The following is a 13,826-nucleotide window of genomic DNA, read 5'->3' on the forward strand; positions in this document are numbered from 1 at the left end:
GAAGGATCGAAAATGGCAACTTCGGACACCGTATTTGGAGTGGTATACAGCCCGACATGGACGACATGGTCTCCCCCCTATTCCAACGCCGGGGCACAAGCGCAGTTCTCTGACTCCGACTTCTTTAACGACAGTTTCCAGGCGCTTTGGAATACCGGGCAGGACACCAGCGGCAACGCCTACCGAAACGATATCGGAGTGATCGGCAGCTTCGGCTTTAACTTGGTTCGCCTCTATGACTGGGGTGCAACACGTGGCTGGAACGGAACGTATGGCACCGCGCATATCAACTTTCTGGACTATGCGCATCAAAGTGGCGTAAAGGTTGTGGTGCCCATATCCAATTATTTCCTGTCGGACGACACTTATGCGTGGAACGGTAACGATCCTGACGCCTCATACAGCTTCGACAGCGCGCCGTCCGACATACAGAGCGCACTGAAGCAATTTGTCAGTAGCGTGGTGGTCAGCGGCGATATCCATCCGGCCGTCCATAGTTTCTCCGTTGGCAACGAGATCGATATCAATACGTTTGTCGGTCAGGGAAGCAGCGGGGCGGTTGCTCCGGGATCACGCCTGGCCAGGGTGATTTGGTGGATCGTTAACCTGCAACTGCAGATCAGTACCGCGAAATATCGCTACGTGTTACTGACCAGCCCCATCTCGAACGCAGACCAGGGCAATCCATCGTCGGGTAATCCGCCGTTGAGCTACTGGTTTCAGGCTTTCCTCAATGGAGTGACGACCAACACTAATCTGCCGGAGGGCACCACGGGCGGCGATGGCGCGACGTTCTCGGCCAACTGGGCCGGCATCGGCGATATCATCGGTTATAACAACCTCTGGTACTTCAACAGCGTCAATATCTATCAAGTCGGGGAGGGCTTGACCACGACGTTGAGGCAATACGACAGCTGGTCCAGTAACGCGACGACAAACAGCCTGAACTGGCCCGGTCAGCAATTTGGCGTTCCCTTGCTGCTCAGTGAAATAGGGGTAACGCGGTCGGACAATGGAGCAAGCGGGCAGCAAGCACAGTTCACCACGGTCACCCTGGACATCGTACAGACCATTGTGAGTTATCTCGCCACCCATACCGGCAGCTACCTGATGGGCTTCTGTCTCTATGAGTTCAGCGACGAGGTGACACTGAGTGCCAATTGGGGGCTCTACATGGTAGAGCCGACGACTTACCCCAGTGGCAACGTTTTATTTAGCGATATGACCGGCGAGACGGCCGTCAGTTACGGAGAGTTTCCTAGCGTTAGCTATGCCGTGGACCAGCTTTTTCCTGTGCAAGATACGTCGGGTACCACTCTGATGGCGGCGCTTCAGAGCATCATTACCTAAACTGTTCAAGCAAAGTGGACGGCTAGCGTTCTTCTTGGCGATGTAACGGCACTGGCTGGCTGAAGGAGTGAGTGTGATGATCAAAGCGCGCCGCCAAGAAACAACAAGCGCGCCATCAACGCCGCCATTTACGGAAATGACAATTCACCGGGCACACTGTATTGGTTGCCATCGTATTCCAAGGTGAACTTGGCCACGGTGGGCTTGCCAACGACGTTTTCGCAGTCCTCACCCCTGGTGTGGTTTTGAGTGTTGATTGTCTTCTGATTAACATAAATACGGGCCAAGCCATTCTTGCTCGTATCTCCGATGGAGACAGTACGCAATGTCTGGATGAAATCCCCCGTACAGGAGCCATCCCACTCACCGTTGCTTCTGCTGACTTCCAGTGTGTTCATGACTGGGCGCAACGCTGGGCCATCGAGTACATAGAGATTCAAAGTCGTACTGCTAAAAGGATTGACCCTGGATGATCCCTGATAAGCCACTCGCACACCAAACGCGCGTATCTGCGGTGCAAGCTGATAGCGGGCGGTGTCCAGCGAGAGACTTTCAAAATATACGGCGTCTGAACTGATTGAAGCCGCTTGGTAGTGATGGGCAACGATCTTGCCGCTGGAGGCATTGGCCACAACCACGGCCAGGCCATATTCGCCCTGGCCATCCTCATCAACATTCTCGGCAAAGGGCAGGGCAGCCAGGACTTGGCTGGAGTTCGCCGGATTGATCCTGCACACAGCATGTTCGCTGTCGAGTTTCAAATCCGGACGCAGGGTCTTGGCCCACGTTTGCAGTTGATCTGTGCAGTCAGCCAAGGCGACCAGTGGGAAGAAAAACAGCGGTAAGACAGCGAGTGCTCTCATTGAAACCTATTCCTTTAGGGGAGGGGGGCAATAATTATAGTAGGGCGACGCCGTAACGGACGTAACGTATCAAGTTAGCCCATGACGATGCGCTACGAGCTCGTGGACTTGGCTCCATGTGATGTTGAATCGAGCTAGAAATTTTCGAATTCGATCGGAATCGTTAGGCGATGCCTTGGCTGATCTGCTGTGTGCAAAGAGCTTGCGACCGGCATCAGCCTGGCTAGCTGCGGTGCTGCATATCCTCAAGACCGACTCCAGTTGAAGGCGATCATACAAATCAATCTCAAGGCCTGCTTCAGCCAGGTGCTCGGACAATGGGTCCGAAGCGGTCGGTATCCGCCAATCCAGGCGCAGCCGTTCCAGTTCATCCTCCACAAGTGCCATGTCGATGCGACCGCTATCAGCGAGTGTGGCCATCCGGGTGATCGAAGCAGAAAGTTGTCGGAAGTTTCCTGGCCAGGTGGCATCCCTATCGGTAGCAAAGGAGAGATATCGGCGCCGAGCTTCGATGTTGAAGCGAACCATATGGCCGTGATCTCTGGCATATCGCAGCAATTCAAAATCTATGTTCGGCTCAATGTCTTCGCTTCGGTTAGCCAGCCCGGGCAACACAAAAGTCCAAATATTTATTCTGGCTAACAGGTCTTCGCGAAACAGCCCTTCAATCACGCGCTGATGCAGATCTCTATTAGTACCCGCTATCAGGGTGAAGTCAGACTCGACCTCCTTATCAGAACCCATCGGCAAGAACTTTTTCTCCTCAATCGCTTTCAGGAGCATCGCTTGCTCATCGAGCGGTAACTCTCCGATCTCGTCGAGGAACAAAACCCCTTTGTGGGCCGAGCGCAGCAAGCCCTCTCGCGCCTGCTGGGCGCCAGTGAACGCGCCTTTCGTATGGCCAAACAACGTCGACATCGCTGTATCACCGCGCAACGTGGCGCAGTTCACCTCGACGAACGGCCCATCGATCTGGTGACGTCCCCGTTTGAGCTCGTAGATCTGCCGTGCCAGAAAAGACTTGCCGGCCCCTGTTGGGCCGCTAATAAAAATCGGGGCACGGGATCGCACGGCAACCCGTTCGATCTGCTCTATCGTACGGTTGAAAGCCGCGTTGCGGGTTTCAATGCCGGACTTGAGAAGTTCTGTGCCTTCCAGGCGCTCAGCTTGGAATCGCTTCGCGATCTGGTCGTAGCGCTGAAGATCCAGGTCGGTGACAACGTGTTTACCTACCGATGCCGAGACGTCATCCCGCAGACCACTTGGCTGCGTCTGTATCAGCTTGGCAGGGACATGCCGGGACTCGGCCAGCAGGAACCAGACGATCTGTTGAACATGGGTGCCCGTAGTGATGTGAACAAGATAATCCTCCCGCTCTGTGTCAAATGGGTAGTCAGCCGCGAAGTCATGTAATGCGGCATAAACCTCCTCGAAGTCCCAGGCGTTTCGCATGGCCATGCTATGCAGGCGAACCTCGGTCTCTGGCGATACCTGCACAATATCAGCCGCTACCTTCAAGGCGAGATCGGTATCCCAGCGCGCTTCCCCGTGAATCAGTTCAAGGCGATCAATCACCAGATCAGGCTGCTGGCAAAGCGAGATGGTCGGACGCCATCTGTTCCAGCGCTGCTCACCTTTTCCAGCACGGTCGAGCTTTGTCCCTAGAATGCCAATGGCGACTGTTTTTTTGACCTGCACTTCGTGATATCCAAAAAGATAGGTGACGATAAATCAGTATAGTTTTTCGACTCGCTACTGAATAGCAATGCTGTGATTGAATCTCTTTAAATCCGTATAAAGTCTTTATGTATCAGTAAGATAGTAGAAAAATAAACGTCCGCCCGTAAAATTGGCACGCCGCTCGCTATAGAGCTCCCAAACAGAAATCATAGGAGCGAAAATAATGACCACTCAAACCTTCGAACTGCTTGAGGTTGAAAACGGCAAGCCCATCAAAATGTGGACCCGAGGCGTCCCGGTTGAACCCGAAGCTAAGCAACAGCTGATAAACACCGCACAGATGCCGTTCGTGTTCAAGCACATGGCCGTCATGCCCGACGTTCATCTGGGGAAAGGCTCGACTATCGGGAGCGTGATTCCAACCAAGGGCGCGGTCATTCCCGCCGCCGTGGGGGTCGACCTCGGTTGTGGGATGTCGGCTGTGCGGACCTCGCTGCGCGCCGGCGACCTTCCCGATAGCCTGTTCAGCCTGCGCACCGCAATAGAGAAGGCTGTTCCGCACGGACGCACCTCAGGGCGTAGCGGCCGTGACAAAGGGGCCTGGGAAACCGCCCCGACGATTGTCGATCAGGCCTGGTCGGCGCTTGAGGGGCGTTTCAACCTCATCACCGACAAACACCCACGCCTTGAAAAGTCTAACAACCGCAAACATCTTGGAACGCTGGGTACAGGCAACCACTTTGTCGAGGTGTGCCTGGACGAAGCCGATCATGTGTGGGTGATGCTTCATACCGGCTCCCGTGGCGTAGGGAACGCGATCGGTTCCTACTTCATCGAGAAGGCCCGTGAGGAAATGCGCGAGCACATGGTAAACCTGCCGGATCGGGACCTGGCCTACCTGCGAGAAGGAACATCCAGCTTCGATGATTATGTTGAGGCTGTTGAGTGGGCCCAGGACTTCGCCAAGCAGAACCGCGCGGTCATGATGTTGGCGGTGCTGGATGCCGTTCGGTCGATTATCACCAAGCCTTTCGAGTCACGGCTAATCGCCGTCGATTGCCACCATAACTACGTGGAGCGGGGCACCTACTTCGGGGAGGATATCCTTCTCACCCGTAAGGGAGCCGTATCCGCGCAGAAGGGCCAGATGGGGATTATTCCCGGATCGATGGGCGCAAAGAGCTTCATCGTGCGCGGCCTGGGGAACGAGGAGGCGTTCTGCAGTTGTTCGCACGGTGCTGGTCGGGTGATGAGTCGTACCAAGGCGAAGGCGTTGTTCACTGTTGACGATCAGGTGCGGGCGACCGCCCATGTTGAGTGCCGTAAGGATGCTGCTGTGATCGATGAGATTCCGATGGCTTATAAGAACATCGATGCGGTGATGGCTGCCCAGCGCGACTTGGTTGAAGTGGTCCATACCTTGCGCCAAGTCGTCTGCGTGAAGGGCTGACGTGATGAACCAGGATCTGATTCTGATCGACGGCACCAACGGAGGAGGGCAGGTGCTTCGTACCGCCCTCAGCCTCTCCATTATCACCGGCCGGGCATTTCGGATGACGGGAATACGCGGTGAGCGCTCCCGTCCCGGATTGTTGCGCCAGCACCTGACCGCGGTACGCGCAGCGACTGAGATTTGTGGCGCTAAAACCCTTGGGGCGGAACTCAACTCGACAGCTATTGAGTTCCACCCGGGAGGCGTAAAGGCCGGGGAGTATTCATTCGCGATCGGAACCGCGGGCAGCACTATGCTGGTATTGCAGACCCTGTTACCTGCACTTTTGCAGGCTGACGGGCCCAGTACAGTCCGGATCACCGGCGGGACGCATAATCCGGCGGCGCCGCCCTTCGAATTCATAAAACAGGCGTGGTTGCCTCTGGTGCGGCGCATGGGGGCGCAGGTGGAATTGGCGCTACTTAATTATGGGTTTGTTCCCGGCGGAGGGGGCCTGATCGAAGCCACTATACGACCTTCTGCACTCAAACCGCTGGAGTTGGACGGTGGAATGGAGCCCATCTCAATCGTTTCGGCGGGAGCGCTGGTTTCGGCCATTCCTGTCTCGATTGGGAGCCGAGAGCTCGATCGACTCTCGGCGAGGCTGAAGATAGAGCGTCGCGACCTGTCTGTTACCGACCTGGGTGACCAGGCTGGCCCAGGCAATGCTGTGTCGATCACTGCCGTGAAGGCTGGCGTCACCGAAGTGTTTACCAGTATCGGCCAAGAGCGAATGCGCGCGGAGCGGGTAGCTGACGTGGCGCTAGACGAGTTCACAGTGTGGGCCCAATCGAATGCCGCTGTAGGAAACCGCCTGGCGGATCAGCTGATGTTGCCGATGGCAATTGCGGGCGCAGGCAAACTGACAACGGTGCGCTTGAGTAATCACATCCGAACGAACGCGGCTGTTATCCAACAGTTCATCGCGGTTGATGTACGCCTTGTCCAATCTTGCGATCAAGGGAACATTGTGGTTGAGCTTCAGGCTCGCTAAATACCATCAGAGCGACGCACAAACACCTGGACCATGTGATGGGCATAAAGCAGTGCCTGCCTCCCGGCGAAGCCGGCCGGTCTCTAGCCAAACGAAAGACCCCAGCGATCGACAGACCACTGGGGTTTTTCTTCGCGGCCGTTTCGTGTTCGGGCGTCTTCGGCCGATCCCTGGCCATGCAGCTTCTGCACCCAGGTGCTGCCGCCTGATCACCGTAGGACGCCTGCTGAAATAGTCATTGTATTGCTTCGAAAGCGAATGTTATTATTCTAACACATATGAAAATATTGACAGCGCAATAACATTTCGCATTCGGGAGCTCTGAAAGTCCATGGAAAAGAACAGCTTCCTGCAGTTGCTGGAGCGAGAGTTCTCCAACCTGACCCCGACCGGCAAGCGGATCGCCAGTTATCTGTTGGGTAACCCAGAACAGCTTCCGTTCGAGTCGGCTGATAGCATCGCGCAGCAGACCTCCACCACTGGGATTTCCGTAGGGCGCTTTTTTCGATCCCTTGGTTACCAGAACATCGATGAAATCAAACAGAGCCTGCGCGTTGAAACGCCAGCGTCGTGGCTTATCACCGATCGCATCGGCGCCTTTCGTGCCGAAAGCAATCAGCAGGATGCTCTTGATCGTTCCCTGAGTCGCGAGATCGAGGCCATTCGGTATGTCTACGGTTTAGCGCGCAGCGACGCCTTCGCCCATATCGTGCAACGCATCTACGAAGCCGATGCAGTATTTATTCTCGGCATTCAGTCCACTCGAGGGATTCTCACAGCGTTCCATAGCCACCTTGAGTACATCCGGCCCAAGGTCTACTACGTCGATGGTTTATCCGGCATTTACGCAGAAACCCTGAATTCCGGCTTCGCCAATCCCTACGCGATCATTGCGGATTTCCGTGCTTATTCCAGTGTGACTCAGACCTTCTGCGACGCAGCCATAGACAACAACCTCCCATTGGCGCTGATCACCGACCTGCAATGCCCGTGGGCCAGAGACTACCCACTTGACCTCTTGCAGCTGAAAACCGATGTCGGGCAGTTCTGGGATTCCCCTGCGCCATTAGCCTGCCTGTTAAATCTGATCGTCTCAGCCGTCGCTGAAAAATACGGCGATCGACTCGATAAGCGCTTGGCCAAGAACCGTCAATTGCAAAAAGCTTTCGGTCAGTTCGAAGGCTGATCCTCATCGTCCCACCGAATCCCAACTGGAGTATTGGCGTGAACAACAGCCCCCTTGTAGAGATCGATGCCCAGCGCTACCAGGTGCAAATCGATTTGATCTACGCCGGTGCAGACAACCTGGCAAGAAGAGTGATTTATCCAGATGCGCGTTGCCTGTTACATCACCAGGCTGCCGACTGTCTGTACAAGGCCAGTCAACTCGCTCGTCAGGCCGGATTTATCCTTCGCATCTATGACGCCTATCGGCCGCCTTATGCTCAGTATCTGCTGTGGGACGCGTTGCCCAACAACGACTACGTGCGTGACCCGCATTTGGGCTCCCACCACAGCCGCGGCGTGGCGGTGGACCTGACCCTGGTCGGTGCTGATGGCGAGCCGTTGAATATGGGGACCGAATTCGACGCAATGGAAGAAAAATCCCACCAGTTCTATCCCGACTTGCCAGTAGACGTGCAACGCAATCGACTGCTGTTGGTGGGGATCATGCTCGCCGCCGGCTTCCAGACGATTGCCACCGAGTGGTGGCATTACGAACTTCCGAATGCCGATGACTACCCATTACTGGAGGACGTTCAAACCACGGATTGATAGCCCTGCAACGCCGCGCAGCCCACGTTCAGTGCGGCTGATAACAAAATAACAAGACAGCGTTACTTACGTTTCACCTGCAACTGCCCGGTTATAGCTTTTATAAAAAACCTGACGTACTTCCCTCTATCGAATGATCAAGGAAACCGGCATGAACCCAATGAACACCGTGACCAGCAAAACCTTTTCCGGCGCTGGCAAGCTATTGCTGAGCGTTTTGTGCAGTGCACTGAGCCTCGGTGCCTGGCAGGCCGCGACAGCAGCTGTACCACAAGACACCCTGGTCATCGGCAAACCCGCTGATCCCCAGACCCTCGACCCGGCCGTGACCTTCGATAACAACGACTGGACCATTACCTACCCATCGTACCAGCGCCTGGTCGGCTACAAGGTCGAAGGCGACAAAAGCAGCACCGAAGTTCAGGGCGACCTGGCCGAGAGCTGGACAGTTTCTGCGGACAATTTGGTCTGGGAGTTCAAGATCAAACCCGGCAACAAATTTGATGACGGCGCCTCGGTAGATGCCGCCGCGGTGAAGTTCTCCTTTGATCGCTTGATGACCCTCAAGCAGGGACCTTCCGGTGCATTTCCAGAGGACATGGTGGTCGCGGTTGTCGACCCGCAGACCATTCGGTTTACTCTGAAGACGCCTTTCGCGCCGTTCCTGTTTACCCTGGCCCACAATGGTGCTTCGATCATCAACCCCGCAGTGGTCAATAAAAGCGCGGACGTCAATGCCTGGCTGTCGAGCCATACCGCAGGCTCCGGTCCCTTCCGCTTGAGCAACTGGCAAAAAGGCCAGTCGTTGACCATGGAGCCGAACACCTACTTCGCCGGTCCCAAACCTGCGCTGAAAACCGTGGTCATCAAGATCATCGGTGAGCCCTCCGTGCGTCGCTTGCAATTGGAACGGGGTGACCTGGACATCATCGAAGACATGCCCGAAGACCAGCTCGGCGTTCTTGCCAGCAAGCCCGGTGTGGCGGTGAAGGAGTTCCCGTCGCTACGGGTCACCTATCTTTACCTCAACAACAAGAAGGGCCCACTGACCAGCGTCGATGCTCGTCGTGCGATCACCGAAGCGGTGGACTACAACGGCATCGTCAAAGGCATTCTCAGGGACAAGGCCAAGCTCCTGAACGGGCCAATCCCGGACGGCATGTGGGCGTATGACAGCTCGTTGCCGCCGATGAAGCAGGACATGGCAGCCGCCAAGGACAGCCTCGCCAAAGCACCGCAGAAAATCACCAACCTCAGTTACATGTATTCGGACAAGGATCCTAACTGGGAACCGATCGGCCTGACCCTGCAAGCTGCATTGGCGCCCCTGGGCATCAACCTCAAGCTGGAAAAGCTTGCCAATGCCACGCTGCGTGAGCGCGTCGGCCAGGCGGACTACGACATCGCGGTCGGTGCCTGGAGCCCGGATTTTGCCGACCCGTACATGTTCATGAACTTCTGGTTCGACTCCAAGATGCAGGGCCTGCAAGGCAACCGCTCGTTCTATAGCAACCCGCAAGTCGACACGCTGATCCGAGAAGCGGCCGCGAATAGTGACACCGCGAAACGCGTCGAGCTGTACCAGACCGCGCAGAAAATGGTGCTCAAGGACAGCGTCTACGCCTACCTCTATCAGAAGAGCTACACCTTGCCGATGCGTGATTCGGTCAAGGGTTACGTGTTCAACCCCATGCTCGAACAGGTGTTCAACTTGGGCAGTATGAGCAAGTAAACCGGCTCCCTCGCGCCGGCCATTCGTGGCTGGCGCGGCTTCTGATTTTCGTCGCGAGTGTGACTGAGGTGCCAAAATGGCCTTCCTGACTTTGTTGCGCAAGCGCCTGCTCGGCCTGTTGCTGGTCGTGTTCGGCGTTTCGCTGATTACCTTTGCTATTTCGCACCTGATCCCCGGTGATCCTGCTCGATTGATCGCTGGCGACCGTGCCAGTGATGCGTTGGTGGCGGGCATACGTCATCAATTGGGATTGGATCTGCCGCTGTATCAACAATACGGTCGTTACCTGATGGACCTGATGCAGGGAGACCTGGGAACCTCGATACGCACCAGCCGTCCCGTTCTGGAAGACTTGCAGACGTTCTTCCCGGCGACGCTGGAGCTGGCACTGGTAGCGCTGGTGCTTGCAATCCTGGCCGGTGTGCCGCTTGGCGTGCTATCAGCGGTTTACCATAATCGGGCGATTGACCAGATCGCCCGTACCCTTGCAGTCACCGGCATTTCAACGCCTGCCTTTTGGCTAGGCCTGGGCGCAATCGTTCTGTTCTACGGTCATCTGGGTTGGTTGCCGGGAGGAGGGCGGCTGTCCGAAGGGCTTGCTCCGCCGCCGACAATCAGCGGCTTTTATCTGCTCGACTCGCTGCTTGCCGGTGAGGGCTCGTTGTTTCTCGATGCCGTGGAGCATCTGATTCTGCCGGCGGCAACCCTGGGGTTCGTGACCTTGGGGGTCGTCGCACGACAGATTCGTTCAGCCATGCTTGATCAACTCGGCGAAGACTATATCCGCACCGCCCGCGCCTACGGCTTGTCCCGATGGACTGTGATCCTGCGCCATGCACTGCCTAACGCGCTCATCCCTTCGGTGACTGTCCTCGGGCTGACCCTTGGGGATTTGCTGTATGGCGCGGTGCTGACCGAAACGGTCTTCGCCTGGCCGGGCATGGGTGCCTATGTCGTCAAGTCGATCCAGTCACTGGACTTCCCGGCGGTGATGGGCTTCGCCATTCTGGTTTCGTTCATCTATGTGCTGCTGAACATGGCCATCGATATTGTGTACCGCGTGATCGACCCACGCATCGGCGAGGTAAGTTGAAATGTCCGCGACCCTGATAGCCACGCGCCGCCCGCGCTGGAACGAAAAACTCGCCTATCTGACCTTCCGCATCCGCCGCAGCCCGCTGACCATGGCGGGTCTGGCGATCACTTTTATCGTCTTGCTGTGCATGATCTTCGCCCCTTGGCTCGCAAGTCACGACCCTAACGCACTGAACTTGGCCGAGCGCCTGGCACCGCCATCCAGCACCCATTGGTTCGGCACCGACGAAGTCGGCCGCGACTTGTTCAGTCGCGTGCTCTTCGGTAGCCAGCAGTCGGTGGGCGTCGGTCTGTTCGTGGCTTTTGCATCCTGCTTTATTGGCGGTTTGCTGGGGTGCTTTTCCGGGGTTATCGGTGGTCGTTTCGATGCGTTGATCATGCGTCTGATGGACATCATGCTGTCGGTGCCATCGCTGGTACTGATCATGGCCTTGGCAGCTGCGTTGGGCGCGAGCCTGTTCAACGCGATGCTGGCGATTACGCTTGTGCGAATTCCTTCCTATGTCCGGCTAGCCCGCGGCCAAGCCTTGAGCATCCGCGAGATGGGGTATGTCAAGGCCGCCCAAACCTTCGGGGCAGGGCGCTGGCACGTCGTGCACTGGCACGTGGCACGCAATGCAATGCCGCCATTGCTGGTCCAACTGAGCCTGGATATCGGCAGCGCGATCCTCATGGCCTCGGCCCTGGGCTTTATCGGCCTGGGGGCGCAGCAGCCTACGGCCGAGTGGGGTGCGATGGTCGCCACCGGGCGCAACTACATTCTCGACAACTGGTGGTACTCGACCTTTCCAGGCCTGGCGATTCTGATCACGGCCACCGGGTTCAACTTGCTGGGCGATGGCGTACGCGATCTGCTCGATCCACGGCAACAGGGGAAATGACCATGCATGCGTCGAGTCCAGTATTGTCCATCGACAACCTGAGCCTGGAATTCCCGGCTTACAAAAACAATGTCAAAGCCCTGAATGGCGTGTCGCTACACGTCAATCCCGGCGAAATCGTCGGTATCGTCGGCGAGTCCGGATCGGGCAAATCGGTCACTGCCATGCTCAGCATGCGATTGCTGCCAGAGCGCAGCTATCGCATCACGGCCGGCAGCCTGAGCATGCTCGGTCGCGACATGCTGGCAGCGCCTGAAAAGGAGTTACTGACGATTCGTGGACGCGATGCCGCGATGATTTTCCAGGAGCCGATGACCGCCTTGAATCCGACGCGGCGGATCGGTAGGCAAATGCTCGATGTGATCATTCATCACCAGAAGATCAGCGTCGCCCAAGCCCGTCTCAAGGCGATCGCACTGTTGCGCGACATGCACATAGCCAGTCCGGAACAAGTATTGGAGAGCTATCCTTTCGAACTGTCTGGCGGTATGCGTCAGCGGGTGATGATCGCGCTGGCGTTCTCCTGCGAACCCCAATTGCTGATCGCCGACGAGCCTACAACAGCCCTCGATGTGACCGTGCAACGCCAGGTGCTGTTGCTGTTACGAGAAAAAGCCAGGCAGCGGGGCACGGCCATCTTGCTCATCACCCATGACATGGCATTGGTTTCACAGTTCTGCGACCGGGTGTACGTCATGTACACAGGGGCTGTGGTCGAGGAGGGGCGCACGGCTGACGTCATGGGGAATCCGCAGCATCCCTATACGCAAGGGTTGCTCAGTGGTCTGCCGGAAATGGTCGAGCCGGGCCAGCCGCTACTGACCATTCCCGGTCAGGTGCCGAACCTGGCCTCTCTGCCCGTGGGCTGCACGTTTCAGGAGCGGTGTACGTACGCCATGCCGGTTTGCACCAAACGCCCGAGTCTCAACGCCATCAACGGTAATGACCAACGTAAAAGCGCGTGCTGGTTACCGGTCAAGGAGCTTTCGTGATGAACAGTGCAGTCTTTCAACCCATCACCCCAATGGCACCCACGATTCTTCAACTGAACGATGTTCACGTGCGTTTCCCCGTAAGTAATGACTGGTTGGGGCGGCCGCGCGGGTATGCCCACGCCCTGAACGGTATTGATCTTCAGGTACGGGCAGGGGAGACCCTGGGTATTGTCGGCGAGTCAGGTTGCGGTAAGAGCACTTTGGCTCAATTGCTGATGGGCCTGGTGCCGCCCAGCAGCGGTGGACTGAACTGGGCCAATCGCAGCGGCGAGGGCAGTAGCAACGTTCAGATTGTTTTCCAGGATCCACAGTCTTCGCTTGATCCGCGCCTGCCTATCTGGAGAATAATCACTGAGCCGTTATACGCCCGAGGCCATGTCAGCCATGCGCAGATGCGCGATGTGGCCGCCAGGGTCGCGGCCCAAGTCGGCATCCGCCCGGAGTACCTGGACCGTTTCCCGCACCAGTTTTCCGGGGGGCAGCGTCAGCGCATCGCCATCGCCCGAGCCCTTTCGTCAGACCCGGATATCATTGTCCTGGACGAACCCACATCGGCGCTGGATATCTCGGTTCAGGCGCAGATTCTCAACTTGCTGGCAGAGCTGCAAAGTGCCCGCAATCTGACGTACATCCTGATTTCTCACAACGTATCAGTGGTGCGTCATATGGCTAATCGGGTAGCGGTCATGTACTTGGGGCAAATCGTTGAACTGGGCAGCGCTGCTCAAGTGCTCGATGAGCCACGTCATCCCTATACTCGCTTATTGCTCGAAGCGGTACCACGACTGGGCGTGCCACTCCACGACGAGCAAGTTGCGGCACCTACCGAATTACCGGGGAACCGTCGACTACCCAGTGGCTGCTTCTTCCGCGAACGCTGCAATCTATGCACCGTTGGCTGCGAGAAGCCGCAGGCCTTGTTGGGCGATGAGCAGCGGAGTGTGCGATGTCATTTACAGGATTGAGTC

12 protein-coding genes are annotated in these 13,826 nt (G+C 56.8%); 10 read left to right on the forward strand and 2 right to left on the reverse strand.

Features of this window, described 5'->3' with window-relative positions; translation table 11 throughout:
• The first annotated feature begins 12 nt into the window (after positions 1 to 12).
• Complete coding sequence (locus ACWNZ1_RS08455; RefSeq protein ID WP_135845441.1) at positions 13 to 1,350, forward strand: hypothetical protein; 1,338 nt, start codon at positions 13 to 15, stop codon at positions 1,348 to 1,350.
• Between the two features lie 128 nt (positions 1,351 to 1,478).
• Here the strand turns inward: ACWNZ1_RS08455 and ACWNZ1_RS08460 are convergent, their stop codons facing one another.
• Together ACWNZ1_RS08460 and rtcR are read right to left on the reverse strand one after the other, a co-directional pair.
• Positions 1,479 to 2,213, reverse strand: coding sequence for a PA3715 family protein (locus ACWNZ1_RS08460; protein WP_456027556.1), 735 nt, complete (start codon positions 2,211 to 2,213; stop codon positions 1,479 to 1,481).
• 69 nt (positions 2,214 to 2,282) lie between these two features.
• Entirely contained in the window at positions 2,283 to 3,911 is a 1,629-nt protein-coding gene (gene rtcR / locus ACWNZ1_RS08465) for an RNA repair transcriptional activator RtcR (protein ID WP_280944938.1), read from the reverse strand.
• Positions 3,912 to 4,116: 205 nt separating this feature from the next.
• Between rtcR and ACWNZ1_RS08470 the strand changes: the two genes are divergently transcribed.
• The 9 genes from ACWNZ1_RS08470 to ACWNZ1_RS08510 all read left to right on the forward strand — a co-directional run bounded on the left by ACWNZ1_RS08470 (position 4,117) and on the right by ACWNZ1_RS08510 (position 13,823).
• A complete protein-coding gene (locus ACWNZ1_RS08470; protein ID WP_135845444.1) occupies positions 4,117 to 5,343 on the forward strand; it encodes an RtcB family protein in 1,227 nt (408 codons plus the stop codon).
• Between the two features lie 4 nt (positions 5,344 to 5,347).
• Positions 5,348 to 6,379 carry an RNA 3'-terminal phosphate cyclase gene (gene rtcA, locus ACWNZ1_RS08475; protein WP_135845445.1) on the forward strand — a complete coding sequence of 344 codons (1,032 nt, stop codon included), beginning with the start codon at positions 5,348 to 5,350 and terminating at the stop codon, positions 6,377 to 6,379.
• Between the two features lie 331 nt (positions 6,380 to 6,710).
• The gene (locus tag ACWNZ1_RS08480; protein ID WP_135845446.1) at positions 6,711 to 7,565 is read left to right on the forward strand and encodes a MurR/RpiR family transcriptional regulator; all 855 of its coding nucleotides are present in this window, start codon (positions 6,711 to 6,713) and stop codon (positions 7,563 to 7,565) included.
• 38 nt (positions 7,566 to 7,603) lie between these two features.
• Positions 7,604 to 8,155: a D-alanyl-D-alanine dipeptidase gene (ddpX, locus tag ACWNZ1_RS08485; RefSeq protein WP_135845447.1), complete on the forward strand. Its 552-nt coding sequence runs from the start codon at positions 7,604 to 7,606 to the stop codon at positions 8,153 to 8,155.
• Between the two features lie 151 nt (positions 8,156 to 8,306).
• Positions 8,307 to 9,887 carry an ABC transporter substrate-binding protein gene (locus ACWNZ1_RS08490; protein WP_135845448.1) on the forward strand — a complete coding sequence of 527 codons (1,581 nt, stop codon included), beginning with the start codon at positions 8,307 to 8,309 and terminating at the stop codon, positions 9,885 to 9,887.
• Positions 9,888 to 9,963: 76 nt separating this feature from the next.
• Positions 9,964 to 10,980: an ABC transporter permease gene (locus ACWNZ1_RS08495; protein ID WP_456027557.1), complete on the forward strand. Its 1,017-nt coding sequence runs from the start codon at positions 9,964 to 9,966 to the stop codon at positions 10,978 to 10,980.
• A gap of 1 nt (position 10,981) precedes the next feature.
• Complete coding sequence (gene ddpC / locus ACWNZ1_RS08500; RefSeq protein ID WP_135845450.1) at positions 10,982 to 11,863, forward strand: D,D-dipeptide ABC transporter permease; 882 nt, start codon at positions 10,982 to 10,984, stop codon at positions 11,861 to 11,863.
• 2 nt (positions 11,864 to 11,865) lie between these two features.
• Positions 11,866 to 12,855: an ABC transporter ATP-binding protein gene (locus tag ACWNZ1_RS08505; protein ID WP_456027558.1), complete on the forward strand. Its 990-nt coding sequence runs from the start codon at positions 11,866 to 11,868 to the stop codon at positions 12,853 to 12,855.
• Positions 12,855 to 13,823 (forward strand): ABC transporter ATP-binding protein, encoded by a 969-nt coding sequence (locus ACWNZ1_RS08510; protein WP_256452871.1) that lies wholly within the window; start codon positions 12,855 to 12,857, stop codon positions 13,821 to 13,823. The genes ACWNZ1_RS08505 and ACWNZ1_RS08510 overlap by 1 nt, the downstream gene beginning before the upstream one ends.
• The last annotated feature ends 3 nt before the right edge of the window (positions 13,824 to 13,826 follow it).

This window comes from Pseudomonas sp. CFBP 5748, from assembly GCF_053850495.1.